The following is a 16,671-nucleotide window of genomic DNA, read 5'->3' on the forward strand; positions in this document are numbered from 1 at the left end:
ATCAATCCGCAAGGCTTTGACAGGTTGTCGGCGTTGTCAGGTATTTATTGAAATAATTTTTCAATAATTCAGTAGCACGTCGCAAAACCACCGTTGCATCAACCCGCGAGCATCGGGTAGGTAAATAGCGCGAAATGCAGCAAGTTCAGGCCGAAATGCGTGGCAATGGCCGCGCCCAAACCGCCGAAGCGGTAGGCCAGACCATAGCCGACACCGGCCAGAGTCGCCAGCAACGCCCATTGCCAGCCCGCGCCCAGGTGCGCTAGGCCGAACACCAGCGACGCGAGCAGCAGAGCAAGGTTTTCGCCATAGGGCAGGTTTTTCAAACGCCGGCTCAGGCCGCCCTGGATATAGCCGCGAAACAGCGCTTCCTCGACCAGGGTCACCAGCAGTAAGTTGTTCAGCACCCATAGCCAGGCCTGATCAGGCCATTTCGGGGCCCAACTGATCACGCCCAGTGCCAGCGCCCCACCCAGGGCTAGCACCGTACTTAGTGTCAGTGCCAGCGCTGTGGCATAGAGCGACAGGCGCAACGAGCGCCGTCCGACAATCCATGGGCAGATCAATAGCAGCCAAAAGCCGATCAGGGGTTTGTCCTGATTCAGGTACATGGAAAAGGGGACTGCATCGTCGGTTAGGCGCTGTGGATCGATGCCGCGACCATTGTGAAAGCCCGGAAGCCAATGCATCAGCAGGGCTGTTGCCATGAGAATGAAGAGCGCGTGGCCGAGGTAGCGGCCGAGCTGGACCTGTTGTTGGCGGACAGCAAAACCGGCGAACATCAGCAGACCGAGCGAGAGGGCGGCCAGTCCCCCGAGATGACCGTAGATCAATGCCATGGCATAGCCGATGGAGAGAAGTGCCAGGTAAAGCCATGGCAGAGCGATCATGTGAAGTCCTTGTGTCGGTAGTTTTTGCGGTGTGGCGCGGTCTTTGGTGCGAGCAGGCTTGCCTGGGATGGCGGACTGTCAACTGACATCAATGCCGGATGTGCCGACGTCTTTGCAGGCAAACCCGCTCCTACGGGCGGACCGGTGGCGTGCAGGGTATTTTTGTTCGGTCCAGGACACAAACAAAAACACGTCTTCGGGTCTTATACCCTGCCGGTATGTCGTTCCTGAGTGAGTAAAAGGAACGCTGGCAGGCACAGGCTTTTGAGCCACAAACCTTGCGACGTGCCAATACATCTCAAGGCCCCGCAACCTCCGAACGCCAACGGCGGTGTCGGCGTTTTTTTTATTGCGCGACTCTTGCTGGAGGCATTGCCTCCAGACGCCTGGTCGACCCTGGCCCTGACCCGCGTAAAGCGGACGTCATTGGCGAAGCTCTGCCAATGATCGACAAGGAGCTTTTTTACTGGGCAAAGGTGAGCACTCTTGTCTCGTGAATATCCTCAATTGAATCTCGCCTAGACGCCGCGGTGAGTGTGGGTAAGGCTTTCATATCTGCGGATAAAAAATACCCCTCGTAGAGGGGTATTGATGCGGTAACTGCCTGAAAAAGCCCTAACGATGTATTCCCCGATGGGGGATTAACCGAGGGCGGTGTTTATGGCCGCAGTGGGTTATGAAGCAATCAACTGTCGCAGCACGTAATGCAAGATCCCTCCGGCCTTGAAGTATTCCACCTCGTTCAGCGTATCGATCCGGCACAGCACCTCGATTTTCTCGTGGCTGCCGTCTTCGCGGGTGATGACCAGCGTCAGGTTCATTCGTGGTGTCACGTCCACCTCGGTTAAACCGAGGATATCCACGGTCTCCTTGCCGGTGAGGTTCAGGCTCTTGCGGTTCTGATCCAGCTTGAATTGCAGCGGCAAGACGCCCATGCCCACCAGGTTGGAGCGGTGAATCCGTTCAAAGCTCTCGGCGATGACCGCTTTTACCCCCAGCAAATTGGTGCCTTTGGCGGCCCAGTCGCGACTCGATCCGGTGCCGTACTCTTGCCCGGCAATCACCACCAGTGGCGTGCCGGACGCTTGATAGCGCATGGCTGCGTCGTAGATCGGCAGTTTTTCGCCGCTCGGAATATAGAGCGTGTTCCCCCCTTCTTCGCCACCGAGCATTTCATTGCGAATGCGGATGTTGGCGAAGGTGCCGCGCATCATCACTTCATGGTTGCCGCGCCGGGAGCCATAAGAGTTGAAGTCGCGGGGCTCTACGCCTTTTTCACGTAGGTAGTGGCCGGCGGGGCTGTCGACCTTGATGTTGCCGGCTGGGGAGATGTGGTCGGTGGTCACCGAGTCGCCAAGCAGGGCCAGGATGTTAGCTTTTTTTACGTCTTGAATAACCGGTGGCGGGCCGCTGATGTCATCGAAGAACGGCGGATGTTGGATGTACGTTGAGTCCTCCTGCCAGACATAGGTCGCGGCTTGCGGCACGTCGATGGCTTGCCACTGTTCGTCACCGGCAAACACCTCGGCGTATTCCTTGTGGAACATCGCGGTGTTGACCTGGCTCACCGCGTCGGCGATCTCCTCGCTGCTGGGCCAGATGTCGCGCAAATAAACCGGATTGCCGTCCTGGTCATCGCCCAGTGAATCGCTGCTGATATCGAGGCGTACCGTGCCGGCCAGAGCATAGGCGACGACCAGCGGCGGAGAGGCCAGCCAGTTGGTTTTTACCAGTGGATGCACCCGACCTTCAAAGTTGCGGTTGCCGGACAAGACCGAGGCCACGGCCAGATCGGCTTTCTGGATGGCTTTCTCGATCGGTTCTGGCAACGGCCCGGAGTTGCCGATGCAGGTGGTGCAACCGTAACCCACCAAGGCGAAACCGAGTTCATCGAGGTACTGCGTGAGGCCGGCGGCTTTGTAGTAGTCGGTGACCACTTTGGAGCCTGGGGCCAACGACGTCTTGACCCACGGTTTGCGTTTGAGGCCTTTCTCCACGGCTTTTTTCGCCACCAGTCCGGCGGCCATCATTACGCTGGGGTTTGAAGTGTTGGTGCAGGAAGTGATCGCTGCGATGACCACCGCGCCGTTTTTCAGGCGGTAGGTGCGGCCCTCAGACTCGTAGTCCGCTTCGCCAATCAAATCGGCATTGCCCACCGCGACTCCGCCGCCGCCCTCGCTTTCAAGGCGACCCTCTTCCTTGCTGGTGGGTTTGAATTGCAGACCGAGGAAGTCGCTGAAGGCCTGGGCCACATTCGGCAGCGATACGCGGTCCTGCGGGCGTTTTGGCCCAGCGAGGCTGGCTTCGACACTGCCCATGTCCAGGGCTAGGCTGTCGGTGAACATCGGTTCTGTGCCTGGCAGGCGCCACAAGCCTTGAGCTTTGGTGTACGCCTCCACCAGTTTGACCACCGCAGGCGGGCGGCCAGACAGGCGCAGGTAGTCCAGCGTCACGTCATCCACCGGGAAGAAACCGCACGTGGCGCCATACTCCGGGGCCATGTTGGCGATGGTCGCGCGGTCGGCCAGCGGCAGGTCAGCGAGGCCGTCGCCGTAGAATTCGACGAACTTGCCGACCACGCCTTTCTTGCGCAGCATCTGGGTCACGGTCAGCACCAGGTCGGTGGCCGTGATGCCTTCCTTGAGCTTGCCGGTAAGTTTGAAGCCGATCACTTCCGGAATCAGCATCGACACCGGTTGGCCGAGCATCGCCGCCTCCGCTTCGATCCCGCCTACGCCCCAGCCGAGCACGCCGAGGCCATTGATCATGGTGGTGTGGGAGTCGGTGCCGACCAAGGTGTCGGGGAAGGCATAGGTGCGCCCGTCCTCGTCCTTGGTCCAGACCGTGCGCCCGAGGTACTCCAGGTTCACCTGGTGGCAGATCCCTGTGCCCGGCGGCACCACGCTGAAATTGTCGAAGGCATTTTGGCCCCAGCGCAGGAAGGCGTAACGCTCGCCGTTGCGCTGCATTTCGATGTCGACGTTCTGTTCGAAAGCGCTGCTACTGGCGAATTTGTCGACCATTACGGAGTGGTCGATCACCAAGTCCACCGGCGACAGCGGGTTGATCCGCTGCGGGTCGCCGCCGGCCTTGGCCATGGCGGCGCGCATGGCCGCCAGGTCGACCACGGCGGGTACACCGGTAAAGTCCTGCATTAAGACGCGGGCAGGGCGGTATTGAATTTCGCGGTCGGAGCGGCGCTCCTTGAGCCAAGCGGCAATGGCTTTTAGGTCGGCGCCAGTGACGGTTTTTTCGTCTTCCCAGCGCAGCAGATTTTCCAGCAACACTTTCAACGACATGGGCAGCTTGTCGAGATCACCGAGGCGCTTGGCCGCGTCGGGCAGACTGAAATAGTGATAGGTCTTGTCGTCGATGTGTAAGGTCTTAAGGGTTTTCAGGCTATCGAGGGACGGCATTTGAAATGACTCCTTGAGGTCCGCACGGCTACGGACTGGCGGGACAGACAGAGCCTTTAACCTAGCCCTGTTCATGGGTTAAAGCTAATAACTGGACTGTATGGACAAGTCCAAGGTTCCGAACTCGGCTATCATGCGCCGGTTTTCGTGACAGGCTTTGCTTCAACGCAAGTCTGGGCATCGCGCAGTGGTTGAATTCTTCGCCATCTGCCCAGGAGTAAGAATGAACACCCTCTTTATGCATTGCCGGCCGGGCTTCGAAGGCGAAGTCTGCTCCGAGATTTCCGAACACGCCGCTCGGCTGAATGTGGCCGGTTATGCCAAGGCCAAAGCCGCCAGCGCCTGCGCCGAGTTCGTCTGTACCGAAGAAGACGGCGCCGAGCGCCTGATGCGCGGTCAGCGTTTCGCCGAGCTGATTTTTCCACGGCAATGGGCGCGTGGGATCTTCATCGATTTGCCGGAAACCGACCGTATCAGCGTCATCCTCGCGCACATGACTGACTTCCCGCTGTGCGGCAGCCTGTGGCTGGAAATGGTCGATACCAATGATGGCAAGGAGCTGTCGAACTTCTGCAAAAAATTTGAAGGCCACCTGCGCAAGGCGCTGATGGCGGCTGGCAAGTTGGTAGAGGATCCTCAGAAGCCGCGCCTGTTACTGACCTTCAAAAGTGGTCGCGAAGTGTTCATGGGGCTGGCTGAGTCAAATAACTCGGCGATGTGGCCGATGGGGATTCCCCGGTTGAAATTCCCCCGTGATGCGCCAAGCCGTTCGACCTTGAAGCTGGAGGAGGCCTGGCACCACTTTATCCCGCGCGACCAATGGGACGAACGCTTGCACAGCGATATGACCGCCGTTGACTTGGGGGCAGCTCCTGGCGGCTGGACCTGGCAACTGGTCAATCGTGGCATGCTGGTGACCGCCATCGACAACGGTCCGATGGCCGAAAGCCTGATGGACACGGGCCTGGTGCAGCATTTGATGGCCGACGGTTTTACCTTCAAACCCCGGCAGCCGGTGGACTGGATGGTCTGCGACATCGTCGAGAAGCCGGCGCGCAATGCCGCGATGCTGGAAGAGTGGATTGGCGAGGGCCATTGCCGCGAAGCAGTCGTCAACCTCAAGCTGCCGATGAAGCAGCGCTATGCCGAAGTGAAGCGCTTGCTGGAACGCATTGCCGACGGCTTCAAGGACCGCGGGATTCGGGTCGAGATTGGCTGCAAGCAGCTGTATCACGACCGTGAAGAAGTGACGTGCCACCTGCGTCGGATCGATGTGAAGAAGCCTAAGTCCCGCTGAGCATCAGCGTTGACTCAAACCACAGGTGCGGTGCAAACCTTAGATGACGCAAACCCGATAATGCGGGCCAGTTTCAGGAGTGAATCATGAGTGAAATGCTTGATGCGCCGGTAGACGGCACCCTTGATGCCACGGGTCTTAATTGCCCGGAGCCGGTGATGATGCTGCACCAGCACATTCGTGATCTGGTGCCCGGTGGCCTGCTCAAAGTGATCGCCACCGATCCGTCGACCCGTCGCGATATCCCGAAGTTTTGTGTGTTCCTCGATCACGAGTTGGTCGCGCAGCACGAAGAGGCAGGCACCTACCTCTACTGGATTCGCAAGAAGCTCGCTTAACCCACCGACTGGCTGAAGCGTATCCGCTTACGGGCGCTGCGCGTCAGGCGGATCGACAGCATCAGCGCTGCGCAACTCAGGCCCACGATCAGCCCTTGCCACAAGCCGCTAGGGCCGCTGGGCGCACCGAGCCAATCGGTGAGGCCCAACGCGTAACCCACCGGCAAACCAATGCCCCAGTAGGCGAACAGGGTCAGGATCATCGTTACCCGCGTGTCCTGATAACCGCGCAGCGCCCCGGCTGCTGTGACCTGGATCGCGTCCGAGAACTGGAACAGCGCCGAATACACAATCAGCATCGACGCAACATGGATCACCACGGGGTCGGAGGTGTAGATCGTCGCGATGTGTTCGCGTAGCAACAGCATCATGCTCGCGGAAAGGCAGGCGTAGGCGAGGGCGGTGCCCATGCCGACACCGGCGGCAAAACGTGCCTCGCGCGGCTCTTCACGGCCCAGCGCCTGACCGACGCGCACGGTCACGGCCATGCCTAGGGAGTAGGGGATCATGAACACCAGCGAACTGAAGTTCAGGGCGATTTGGTGCCCGGCCACCACGGTCGCGCCGAGGCTGCCGATCAGCAGCGCAATCACGGCAAAGATGCTCGACTCGGCAAACACCGCGATGCCGATGGGCAAACCGATGCTCAGCAGGCGTTTGATGACCGTCCATTGCGGCCAGTCGAAACGGCTGAACAACTGACTCGACTGATAGGCCGGTGCCCAGCGCTCCCAACCGGCCATGCCGAGTGCCATCACCCACATGACGATGGCCGTGGCCCAGCCGCAGCCGACGCCACCCATGGCCGGCACGCCGAAGTGGCCATAAATGAACACGTAGTTCAGCGGAATGTTCAGCGCCAGGCCGCACAGGCCCAGCACCATTGCTGGCCGGGTACGGCCCAGTCCGTCGCTGAAACAGCGCAACACGTGGTACAGCGCGACAGCCGGCAAACCACTGGCGATGCCGTGCAGGTACTGCATGCAGGGGCCGATCAGTTCGGGATCGACCTTCATGATGTGCAGGATCGGTTCGGCCGCGAGCAGCATGCCGGTTGCCATCACACCGACCACGAGCGCGAGCCACAACGCCTGGCGCACGACCGGGCCGATCTCGTGGTGGGCACCAGCCCCGAAGCGTTGGGCGACTTTTGGCGTGGTGGCCAGCAGGGTGCCGGTCATCAACAGAAACACCGGGACCCAGATCGAATTGCCCAGCGCTACGGCTGCGAGGTCGCGTGGGCCGACCCGGCCTGCCATCACCGCATCGACGAAGCCCATGGCGGTGGTCGCCAGCTGCGCGATCATGATCGGCAGCGCCAGGGCGAGCAAGTTTTTCAGCTCCAGACGAACCCGGGCGGGGCGTTTTAGGGCGGGTGTGGCGGTGCGTTTAGTTACGGAGTTCACAGGCAAAGCGTCCAAGGGTATTTGATGCGCGAGGTCGCGCATTCTACCCGTTGACGCTACGGTCAGGAAAAGGGCTGTGTTAGGGATTTGTAATGTTTTGCTGGCGGTGTCGACATTCCCTCACCACACGATGAACCAGGTCGCCAGCCTAGTGCTGTGCAATGCCTGCTGGCCCATCACCTTCATCTGCGCCTACACTGCCGATCAGCCAAAGGAGCCCCGCCATGCTGATTGTTGCCGACGAAAATATCCCGCTGCTTGATGCCTTTTTTGAAGGTTTTGGTGAAATTCGCCGAGTACCGGGGCGGTCCATCGACCGTGCCACGGTTGAGCAGGCCGACGTTTTGCTGGTGCGTTCAGTGACCAACGTCAACCGCGCATTGCTTGAAGGCAGTAAGGTGCGGTTTGTCGGCACCTGCACCATAGGCACCGATCACTTGGACCTGGACTACTTTCAGCAAGCCGGCATTACGTGGTCCAGCGCGCCCGGTTGCAACGCCCGCGGCGTGGTCGATTATGTACTCGGCAGCCTGTTGACCCTGGCTGAGATCGAAGGGGTCGACTTGACCCAGCGCACCTACGGCGTGGTCGGTGCGGGTGAAGTGGGCGGGCGCCTGGTCAAGGTGCTGCGAGGCCTCGGCTGGAACGTGCTGGTCTGCGACCCACCTAGGCAAGCGGCTGAAGGCGGTGATTACGTCAGCCTCGAACACCTCCTTGAACAGTGCGACGTCATCAGTTTGCACACGCCTTTGAAGAAACACGGCGCGCAGTCAACCTGGCACCTGTTCGATAAATCTCGTTTGAACCAACTCAAGTCCGGCACCTGGTTAATTAACGCCAGTCGTGGCCCGGTGGTCGATAACGCGGCCCTGCGTCAGGTATTGCTGCAGCGTGAAGACCTGCAAGCCGTGCTGGATGTCTGGGAGGGTGAGCCGCAAGTCGATGTGGCGCTGGCCGAACTCTGTGTGTTGGCGACGCCTCACATCGCCGGTTACAGCCTCGACGGCAAGCAACGTGGCACGGCGCAGATTTATCAGGCGTTTTGTGAGTTCCTCGGGCAACCGGCTCAGGTGCGCCTGAGCGATTTGTTGCCCGCACCATGGTTGTCGCAGGTGTCCTTGAACGCTGACAGCGATCCGGCCTGGGCGCTGGCGATGCTGTGCCGCGGTGTGTACGACCCGCGCCGCGACGATGCAGATTTTCGCCGCAGTCTTGTCGGCAATGTGAACGAGCAGCGTGCGGCGTTTGATGCGTTGCGCAAGCACTACCCGCAGCGGCGTGAAATTGATGGGTTGCAGGTGCGCATTGATGGGGATTCGCCGGCGCTGCGTCAGATCGTGGTGGCGTTGGGCGCGATGCCTATCTAGGACCACACGCCCTGTTTTCCAGGCTGGCGCATATAAAAAACCCGGCCAATCAGGGCCGGGTCAAGAAGACGGTGGCTATATCACTCTTGTTCGGCAGGCTTGACCAATCGCTTTTCCAGTTCGCTGCAAGCGTTCTGGATCATGGCTTCAGTGATCGGTACTTCACGCCCTTGTGCATCAATAATCGAGCAACCCAGAGACTGCTCTGGCTGTGTGCGGATCACTTGAATCTTGTCATCGCTGCTGTGTTGCAAGGACATGGCCTGTCTCCTCATCAGGTTGTGTGCTTACTCTAAAACCGCCAGGTGACCGGGCTGTGACAACTCCCTGCGATCTTTCCGGGTCGGCAGCTTTACTCCACCAGAAATCCCGCAACGTTGCCAGTCGGACTTTAGACCGTTAGCGTCTAGCCCCTAGTCTTGGCGGTCATATTTAAACCGACTCATTGTGATTTACAGAGTTCCAGGGGGGCGACGAGTGTAGGCTGGTCGGTGTCAATTTCTGTCATTGGGCTACCGGATGATCTCCATACTTTCCTCACGTCACCGTCGTGCCATTCGCCTGGCCAGTCGTTTCGTTGCGCCCTATCGCTGGCAGGCCTTCGGTGCTTTGCTGGCGTTGATCGTCACCGCAGGCATTACCTTGTCCATGGGGCAGGGCATTCGACTGCTGGTGGACCAAGGTTTCATGACCCAGTCGCCACACTTGCTCAACCAGTCAATTGGTTTGTTCATGGTGCTGGTGGTGGGGCTGGCCATTGGTACTTTCGCGCGTTTTTACCTGGTGTCATGGATTGGCGAGCGATGTGTAGCCGACATCCGTCGCCAGGTGTTCAACCATCTGATTTATCTGCACCCAGGATTCTACGAGGACAACCGCAGCTCCGAGATCCAGTCACGGCTGACCACCGATACGACGTTGCTGCAATCGGTGATCGGCTCTTCGTTGTCACTGTTTCTGCGTAATTTGCTGATGGTCATCGGCGGGATCGTGTTGCTGTTTATCACCAACCCCAAGCTGACCAGTATCGTGGTGATTGCCTTACCGCTGGTGGTTGCGCCGATCCTGATTTTCGGTCGGCGGGTGCGCAGCCTGTCGCGCGCGAGCCAGGACCGGATTGCCGATGTCGGCAGTTACGTCTCCGAAACCCTGGCCCAGATCAAGACCGTGCAGGCCTACAATCATCAGTTACAGGATGAGCGACGTTTTGCGGTGACCGTTGAAGAGGCATTCGACACGGCTCGCAAGCGTATCGTCCAGCGTTCCTGGTTGATTACGTTGGTGATCTTGCTGGTGCTCGGGGCGGTGGGCGTCATGCTTTGGGTCGGCGGAATGGATGTGATCGCCGGGCGTATTTCCGGTGGCGAATTGGCGGCGTTTGTCTTCTACAGCCTGATTGTCGGCAGTGCCTTTGGCACATTGAGTGAAGTGATTGGCGAACTGCAGCGTGCCGCCGGAGCCGCGGAGCGGATTGCCGAATTGCTGCGCTCGGAGAACATCATCCTGCCGCCCGCCACTGGGCTGGTGACGTTGCCCGCACGGGTTAAAGGTGAGCTGAGGCTTGAGTCGGTACGCTTTTCCTACCCTTCGCGTCCGGAAAGCTACGCGGTCGATGGCTTGAGCCTGACCATCAACGCCGGTGAAACCCTCGCGCTGGTCGGACCTTCCGGGGCGGGTAAATCGACGGTGTATGACTTGCTGCTGCGTTTTTACGACCCGGTCGAGGGGCGCATCCTGCTGGATGGTGTGCCGCTGACTCAGCTTGATCCACTGGACCTGCGCCGCTGCTTCGCCCTGGTTTCGCAAACCCCGGCGCTGTTCTTTGGCAGCATTGAAGAGAACATCCGCTACGGCAACCCGACGGCGACGCTGGCGCAAGTCCAGGAAGCGGCGAAAATCGCCTACGCTCACGACTTCATCGAGCAAATGCCCAACGGCTACCAGACTCACTTGGGTGACGGTGGCCTCGGCTTGTCCGGCGGCCAGCGTCAGCGCCTGGCCATCGCAAGGGCGCTGTTGGTGGACGCGCCGATCCTGCTGCTGGACGAAGCCACCAGTGCCCTCGACGCCCAGAGCGAGCACTTGATCCAGCAAGCACTGCCAAACCTGATGAAGAACCGTACCACCCTGGTCATTGCCCATCGCCTGGCCACTGTGAAAAACGCCGACCGCATCGCGGTGATGGACCAGGGAAAACTAGTGGCGGTGGGAACGCATCAGGCGTTGGTGGCGAGCAATGCGTTGTATGCGCGGCTGGCGGCGTTGCAGTTCAGTGATGGGCACGATGTGCGGGTCGACCCGGTCACTGACTAAGTCAGCGCGTCAGTAAAGGCCAAAAAAATGCCCGCATCCCTTGATGCGGGCATTTTTTTATGGCTCAGAGCAGAGGCAGAGGACGATCATTGATCGTCAAAGTAGCGCTCATGCCAATCCACCAGCGGTTGTGGCGAGTTGAGCTTCTGGCCGTAGATCACCGAGTACGACAGCACGTTTTGCACGTACTGACGGGTTTCGTCGAACGGGATGCTTTCCACCCAGACGTCGAAACTCAGGTGGTCGGCGCCTCGAAGCCATTGGCGCACACGGCCTGGGCCGGCGTTGTAGGCAGCGGAAGCGAGCACGCGGTTGCCGTTGAACTGGCTATGAACCTGGCTCAGGTACGCGGCGCCGAGCTGGATATTCTTGTCCGGGTCGAGTACTTGCTGCGGTGAGGCCAGTGGGATGCTGAACTTGCGCGCGGTTTCCTTGGCAGTGCCGGGCATCAGTTGCATCAGGCCGCTGGCGCCAACGCCGGAGCGGGCGTCGTCCATGAAGGCACTTTCCTGGCGGGTAATGGCGAACACCCAGCTTGAGTGCAAGCCGCGGACCTTGGCTTCACGCACCAGCGTGTCGCGGTGAGCCATCGGGAAACGGATGTCCAGGTCATCCCAGTACTGCGCCTGACTGATGGTGCGGATCGCCGGGAAATACCATTTCAGGTCGTAGGCCAGTTTTGCTTGGGCGACCATTTCGTCGCGGTTGAAATGACGGCTGACGTAATACCACTCACGACGACCATCGACGACTTGTCCTCGCGCGTGGAACTCCAGGGCGCGACGCACGCCGGGTGTGTTGCGTACCTTGTTAATGGTGGCCTGGCTGAGCACCAAGGGTTTGTTGACCACCGAGTAGGGAGATTGCGAGCGGTCGGCCGCGAGGAAACCGTAAAAATCACGTTCACGGGCGAGGGTTTTGTAAAGTGTTTGCGCTTGCGGGTTCTGCGGCTGCGCGAGTTCCAGGCTGCGGGCCTGCCAGTAGCGCCAGCGATTGGTGGTGGCCAGGTCCTGCGGCAGGCGCAAGGTCAACTTATACGCGTCGTCCCAGCGGGCCAGGCGCAGCAGCAGGCGCAGGCGCCATTCGGAGACGGTGTTGTCTCGCAACTCGGGGTCATATTGAGTCATCACGTCCAGCGCACGGCTGTCGAAACGCCTGGCGAGCGTCAGACCGATTTCCCGTGCAATGGCAACCTTTTCATCACGAGAGAAATGCATGCTGCTGGCATAGCCGTCGAGCAGGGCCATGGCCTTGTCCGGATCCTGGCGGGCGAGGCGACGCAGGCCGAGGCTGACGATGTCGGACATCGGTTCATCGGCGGGGATAAAACGCGAAGGCTGATTGAGCAACTCGGGTTTCTGCGCCACGTCTACCAGCAAGCGACCGCGCGGGGCGAGGGTGGTGAGGCCGTTTACCAGGCTGTTGGCCAGTGGATAGTTGCGTGCCTGGGCGGCGAGTTTGGTGCGTTCCCAGCGTTTCTGTTCAGTCAGTTGACCTTCGGCGGCCCACATTCCGAACAAGCCATCACAAGAGGCGGGCTGGGATTTGCCGGTTAGCCAGAGGTTTTCAGCGTTGGCATAGCCTTCGGCCTTCTGATTGTGGCTGATCTGGTACTGCGCGTTCAGACAGTCCAGTTCGGTGAAGTTGAGCTTGGGGTCGTAATATTTGACGAAGGGCGCCCAGTCGCCGCGATCAGCCAGCCAGCGCAGCCAGCGCAGTTTCATCCAGTTGGCTTGCGGAAGGTCTCCGTGTTCGGCGAGGAATTTTTCGATTTCCTCGTTGCTTGCGGTTTTCAACCGCGCGGTCAGTTCGTCATACGCCAGGTACGGCTCCAGCGGGTAGTCACTCAGCGCCTGGCTGTAGCGAAAATACGGACCGGTGTCGCCGTTGGCCAGCGCGCGCTTGGCTTCATCGTAATATTGGCGCTGGGTGGACAGGTCTACCGCCTGGGCGGATTGAATGGCAGAGGCAGAAAGAAGCAAGCACGATAAAAGACTAAAAAGGCGACTGCGCATGAGACATCCGGGCAGAGAAATCATGACAAGTGCCGGCAACGCCGACACTGATTGCCTGTAGCTTAGCCTTTTGCCAGCAACCGGCGAAAGCTTTGCCGGCCTGTCGGCGCAAGATCGCAACATTTGTTAGGCAGAGTGCTTGCTCATTGAAATTGCCGGCCTTCTGACGCCTCAAGTCAGGTAGAATGCGCGCCCGGTTTTTGGAGAAGCTCATGACCCTGCTCAAATTCAGCGATGTGTCCCTTGCTTTCGGCTCTATGCCGTTGTTGGACAAGGTGTCCTGGCAGATCGCCCGTGGTGAGCGGGTGTGCATCATCGGCCGCAATGGCACTGGCAAGTCCAGCATGATGAAGCTCGTCAAGGGCGACCAGAAGCCCGATGACGGCTCTGTTTGGCGCGCACCTGGCCTCAAAATTGGCGAATTGCCGCAAGAACTGCCGGTAGCCGACGGGCGGACTGTGTTCGACGTAGTAGCTGAAGGCCTGGACGGTGTAGGCGAGCTGCTTGCGCAGTATCACCACCTGAGCCAGAACATCGTTACCGACGCCGACCTGGACAAACTGATGCACGTCCAGCAAGACCTTGAGGCCCGTGACGGCTGGCGTTTGCAGCAATTGGTAGACAGCACTTTGAGCCGTTTGCAGTTGCCGGCGGACAAGACCCTCGCCGAGTTGTCCGGCGGCTGGCGTCGCCGCGTCCTGCTGGCTCAGGCCCTGGTTTCCGAGCCGGACCTGCTGCTGCTCGACGAACCGACTAACCACCTGGACATCGGTGCCATTGCCTGGCTCGAAGAAGCGCTGAAGGATTTCCAGGGCGCTGTGCTGTTCATCACGCACGACCGTTCTTTCCTGCAAAACCTTGCGACGCGCATCCTCGAACTGGATCGCGGCGGCCTGATCGACTGGAACGGCGACTACGCCAGTTTCCTGGTGCATAAAGAGGCTTCGCTGGCAGCTGAAGATACTGCCAACGCATTGTTCGATAAGAAACTGGCCCAGGAAGAAGTCTGGATCCGCCAGGGCATCAAGGCTCGCCGCACCCGTAACGAAGGCCGCGTGCGCGCTCTGAAAGCGCTGCGCAACGAGCGCAGCGAGCGTCGTGAACGCACCGGCAAAGCCAACATTCAGCTGGATACCGCCGACAAGTCTGGCAAGCAGGTGATGGTCCTCGAGAACGTGAGTTTTGCTCACCCGGGCGGCCCATTCCTGATCAAGGATTTCTCGATGGTTCTGCAGCGTGGCGACCGCATCGGTCTGCTGGGCGCCAACGGCACCGGCAAGACAACCTTGCTCAAACTGATGCTCAACGGTCTGCAGCCAACCAGCGGCACCGTAGAAGAAGGGACGCGCATCGACGTGGCTTACTTCGACCAGTTGCGCCACCAGTTGGACCTGGAAAAGACGGTGATCGACAACGTGGCCGAAGGTCGCGACTTCATCGATATCGATGGTCAGAGCCGTCACGTGCTGAGCTACCTCGGCGACTTCCTGTTCAGCCCGCAGCGTGCCCGCACGCCGGTCAAGGCGCTGTCCGGTGGTGAGCGTGCTCGCCTGTTGCTGGCCAAACTGTTCAGCAAGCCAGCGAACCTGCTGGTACTCGACGAGCCGACCAACGACCTCGACGTGGAAACCCTCGAGCTGCTGGAAGAGGTCTTGCTGACTTTCAACGGCACCGTGCTGATGGTCAGCCACGACCGGGCATTCCTCGACAACGTAGTGACCAGTACCTTGGTCTTCGAAGGTGAAGGTAAGGTCCGCGAATACGTGGGTGGGTACCAGGACTGGCTGCGCCAAGGCGGCTCGCCGCGCCTGCTGGGCGTGACAGAGAGCAAGTCCGGCAAAGCCGACCTGACCTCCGCCGTCGTAGCGGCCGAAGCTGCGCCAGCCGCTGCGGTGGAAGTGCCAGTGGCGAAGAAGAAGCTCAGCTACAAGTTGCAGCGTGAACTAGAGATGTTGCCGGGCGATATCGACGCCAAGGAGCAGCAGATTGCTGCGGTTGAAGCGCAGATGGCAGACGCCACGTTCTATCAGCGCCCTGCTGCCGAAACGGCTGCGGTGATTGCTCAGCTTGAGCAATTGCAGGCTGAACTCGACGTGCTGGTCGAGCGCTGGGCCGAGCTGGATGCCTGATTGATGCTGCTTTAAAAAAGCCCGGCGTTCAGTGATGAACGCCGGGCTTTTCATATCCAGTAACGTTGCTTTGTCAGTTTTTGACCAGGCGCACCGCGAGTACGTCGCATGGCGCACCGTGTAGCACGTCGTTGGCGGTCGAGCCCAGTAGCAGTGCCAAGCCGTGCCGGCCATGGCTGCCTACCACGATCAGGTCGCAGCTTTGCTCTTTTGCCAGGTGGTGAATCTCTTGTCGAGGCTGGCCGTAGGTCAGGTGGCTGTACTCTCTGGAGAGTTCCGGGTACTTGAGAATGAGTCGGTCCAGGCGTTCCTTGGCCTGGTCGAACTGTTGCTGCTGTAGCTGGGACAGGTCCATCGGCACGTCGCCGCCAAACGCCATCGCCATTGGCTCGACAATATGCACCAGCGACAGCTTCGCGCCACTGCCTACTGACAATTCACGCGCGCGCTTGATAACAGGATCGCACTCTTCGGTAAGGTCTACAGCGACCAGAATGTGGGTGTAGGGCATGAGGTGCTCCTCCTGAGGATGCAATGTTGGTAAGTATGGCTGGTTTCAAGCGCATTGGTTCCCAAGCGACTCAATGCGCTCATCAAGAATCGGGAGTACAGATATGACGGTCTGGATAGTGGTGTCAATCCTGCTGGTAGTGCTGAGTCCTCTGGCGTGGTTGCGACCCTCTCGCCACCAGAGCGGTCGCATGGCTTTACGCATGGAGGCGAGGCGCATCGGGTTGGCCATGCAGCTGGCGCCTCAGGAGTGGCCGCACTGGCTTAGCCACGAGCCACCGAGCCCTTGTGCTCAGTATCATCGGCCGCGTCGTGGGCGCGAGCCCGCGTGCTGGAGTTATTGGCAGAAGTCGCCCGGCGTCTGGGTCAATCAATGGCAGGAAGTCTGTGAGGATCGCGTGTTGCTCATCCATTTCGAAAAGTTGCCGGCCAACGTCTACAAGGTGGAGGCGGACAAGCAGATGATTACGTTGTATTGGGGAGAGAAAGGCGAGGCGAGCGTTTTGCAGGATATTGATGCAGCGCTGAAAGCGCTGGCGTGATTTACGGAAATTTCGCGCTGCAATAGGGCGAAACGTCCGGCAGACAGGCAATAAAAAGCCCGACATCATCATCGGGCTGGGGTTGGCCAGGCAGGCCGGAAGTTCATTTTGGTGCCGATCTAACGCCGAGCATTCGCTAAAAGCGTGCAACTATTTTCCTCAATGTCCGGCAAGCGTAGCTGCTTAAACGTAAGTGGTCGCGAATTAGGGCGACTTTTCTAAGTATTGATCTTATGAATGGGCTCATATGCATCTGCGTGTTGCGAGCCTCGGCAGTACAGAAGTGACCGCAAAGTCGAGTTTCAACCCTTATTTTGGGCGATTGACAATTGTCGGAAATTCCGTGAAGGTGACGTACCCAAATCAAACGGGCGTATGAATTGAGCGTTTGTATTACAGACCGCTCCTACAGAATCCCGACTATCGCGTTGGCGGGTGTGCCGGGTAG

General features: G+C 59.4%; 12 protein-coding genes. 6 read left to right on the plus strand and 6 right to left on the minus strand.

Translation table 11 applies throughout. The annotated features are described in order from the left end of the window. Window positions 1-98: 98 nt before the first annotated feature. Both RHM68_RS09315 and acnA read right to left on the minus strand, forming a co-directional pair. A complete protein-coding gene (locus RHM68_RS09315) occupies window positions 99-890 on the minus strand; it encodes a CPBP family intramembrane glutamic endopeptidase (protein WP_322222172.1) in 792 nt (263 codons plus the stop codon). 674 nt (window positions 891-1,564) lie between these two features. Further along, a complete protein-coding gene (acnA, locus tag RHM68_RS09320; protein ID WP_322222174.1) occupies window positions 1,565-4,306 on the minus strand; it encodes an aconitate hydratase AcnA in 2,742 nt (913 codons plus the stop codon). Window positions 4,307-4,529: 223 nt separating this feature from the next. Here acnA and rlmM point away from each other — a divergent pair, with 223 nt between their 5' ends. Beyond that, complete coding sequence (rlmM, locus tag RHM68_RS09325) at window positions 4,530-5,603, plus strand: 23S rRNA (cytidine(2498)-2'-O)-methyltransferase RlmM (RefSeq protein WP_322222176.1); 1,074 nt, start codon at window positions 4,530-4,532, stop codon at window positions 5,601-5,603. Between the two features lie 86 nt (window positions 5,604-5,689). Continuing rightward, on the plus strand, window positions 5,690-5,941 hold the full coding sequence (gene tusA / locus RHM68_RS09330) for a sulfurtransferase TusA (protein ID WP_322222178.1): 252 nt from the start codon (window positions 5,690-5,692) through the stop codon (window positions 5,939-5,941). Here the strand turns inward: tusA and RHM68_RS09335 are convergent. Further along, a complete protein-coding gene (locus RHM68_RS09335) occupies window positions 5,938-7,347 on the minus strand; it encodes an MATE family efflux transporter (protein ID WP_322222181.1) in 1,410 nt (469 codons plus the stop codon). The two genes, tusA and RHM68_RS09335, sit on opposite strands and share 4 nt — an antisense overlap. A gap of 224 nt (window positions 7,348-7,571) precedes the next feature. On the opposite strand from RHM68_RS09335, the gene pdxB reads away from it, so the two are divergent. After that, window positions 7,572-8,714, plus strand: coding sequence for a 4-phosphoerythronate dehydrogenase PdxB (gene pdxB, locus RHM68_RS09340; RefSeq protein ID WP_322222184.1), 1,143 nt, complete (start codon window positions 7,572-7,574; stop codon window positions 8,712-8,714). An 80-nt stretch (window positions 8,715-8,794) separates the two neighbouring features. Here the strand turns inward: pdxB and RHM68_RS09345 are convergent, their stop codons facing one another. Beyond that, window positions 8,795-8,974 carry a PA1571 family protein gene (locus tag RHM68_RS09345; RefSeq protein WP_322222187.1) on the minus strand — a complete coding sequence of 60 codons (180 nt, stop codon included), beginning with the start codon at window positions 8,972-8,974 and terminating at the stop codon, window positions 8,795-8,797. Window positions 8,975-9,233: 259 nt separating this feature from the next. On the opposite strand from RHM68_RS09345, the gene RHM68_RS09350 reads away from it, so the two are divergent. After that, window positions 9,234-11,027 carry an ABC transporter transmembrane domain-containing protein gene (locus RHM68_RS09350; protein WP_322222189.1) on the plus strand — a complete coding sequence of 598 codons (1,794 nt, stop codon included), beginning with the start codon at window positions 9,234-9,236 and terminating at the stop codon, window positions 11,025-11,027. A gap of 86 nt (window positions 11,028-11,113) precedes the next feature. Here the strand turns inward: RHM68_RS09350 and RHM68_RS09355 are convergent, their stop codons facing one another. Next, window positions 11,114-13,042 carry a transglycosylase SLT domain-containing protein gene (locus tag RHM68_RS09355; protein WP_322222192.1) on the minus strand — a complete coding sequence of 643 codons (1,929 nt, stop codon included), beginning with the start codon at window positions 13,040-13,042 and terminating at the stop codon, window positions 11,114-11,116. Window positions 13,043-13,254: 212 nt separating this feature from the next. On the opposite strand from RHM68_RS09355, the gene RHM68_RS09360 reads away from it, so the two are divergent. Beyond that, entirely contained in the window at window positions 13,255-15,171 is a 1,917-nt protein-coding gene (locus tag RHM68_RS09360; RefSeq protein WP_322222195.1) for an ATP-binding cassette domain-containing protein, read from the plus strand. Window positions 15,172-15,244: 73 nt separating this feature from the next. Here the strand turns inward: RHM68_RS09360 and RHM68_RS09365 are convergent, their stop codons facing one another. Next, window positions 15,245-15,682 (minus strand): universal stress protein, encoded by a 438-nt coding sequence (locus RHM68_RS09365; protein ID WP_322222197.1) that lies wholly within the window; start codon window positions 15,680-15,682, stop codon window positions 15,245-15,247. Between the two features lie 103 nt (window positions 15,683-15,785). Here RHM68_RS09365 and RHM68_RS09370 point away from each other — a divergent pair, with 103 nt between their 5' ends. Continuing rightward, the gene (locus RHM68_RS09370; protein ID WP_322222200.1) at window positions 15,786-16,223 is read left to right on the plus strand and encodes a hypothetical protein; all 438 of its coding nucleotides are present in this window, start codon (window positions 15,786-15,788) and stop codon (window positions 16,221-16,223) included. The last annotated feature ends 448 nt before the right edge of the window (window positions 16,224-16,671 follow it).

The sequence above is a fragment of the Pseudomonas sp. DC1.2 genome (assembly GCF_034351645.1).
Taxonomy (GTDB): domain Bacteria; phylum Pseudomonadota; class Gammaproteobacteria; order Pseudomonadales; family Pseudomonadaceae; genus Aquipseudomonas.

Bases quoted from the DNA above. Each gene is read 5' to 3' on its own strand.
- RHM68_RS09315 (WP_322222172.1), bottom strand. From the start codon at position 890: ATGATCGCTCTGCCATGGCTTTACCTGGCACTTCTCTCCATCGGCTAT.
- acnA (WP_322222174.1), bottom strand. From the start codon at position 4,306: ATGCCGTCCCTCGATAGCCTGAAAACCCTTAAGACCTTACACATCGAC.
- rlmM (WP_322222176.1), top strand. From the start codon at position 4,530: ATGAACACCCTCTTTATGCATTGCCGGCCGGGCTTCGAAGGCGAAGTC.
- tusA (WP_322222178.1), top strand. From the start codon at position 5,690: ATGAGTGAAATGCTTGATGCGCCGGTAGACGGCACCCTTGATGCCACG.
- pdxB (WP_322222184.1), top strand. From the start codon at position 7,572: ATGCTGATTGTTGCCGACGAAAATATCCCGCTGCTTGATGCCTTTTTT.
- RHM68_RS09345 (WP_322222187.1), bottom strand. From the start codon at position 8,974: ATGTCCTTGCAACACAGCAGCGATGACAAGATTCAAGTGATCCGCACA.
- RHM68_RS09350 (WP_322222189.1), top strand. From the start codon at position 9,234: ATGATCTCCATACTTTCCTCACGTCACCGTCGTGCCATTCGCCTGGCC.
- RHM68_RS09355 (WP_322222192.1), bottom strand. From the start codon at position 13,042: ATGCGCAGTCGCCTTTTTAGTCTTTTATCGTGCTTGCTTCTTTCTGCC.
- RHM68_RS09360 (WP_322222195.1), top strand. From the start codon at position 13,255: ATGACCCTGCTCAAATTCAGCGATGTGTCCCTTGCTTTCGGCTCTATG.
- RHM68_RS09365 (WP_322222197.1), bottom strand. From the start codon at position 15,682: ATGCCCTACACCCACATTCTGGTCGCTGTAGACCTTACCGAAGAGTGC.
- RHM68_RS09370 (WP_322222200.1), top strand. From the start codon at position 15,786: ATGACGGTCTGGATAGTGGTGTCAATCCTGCTGGTAGTGCTGAGTCCT.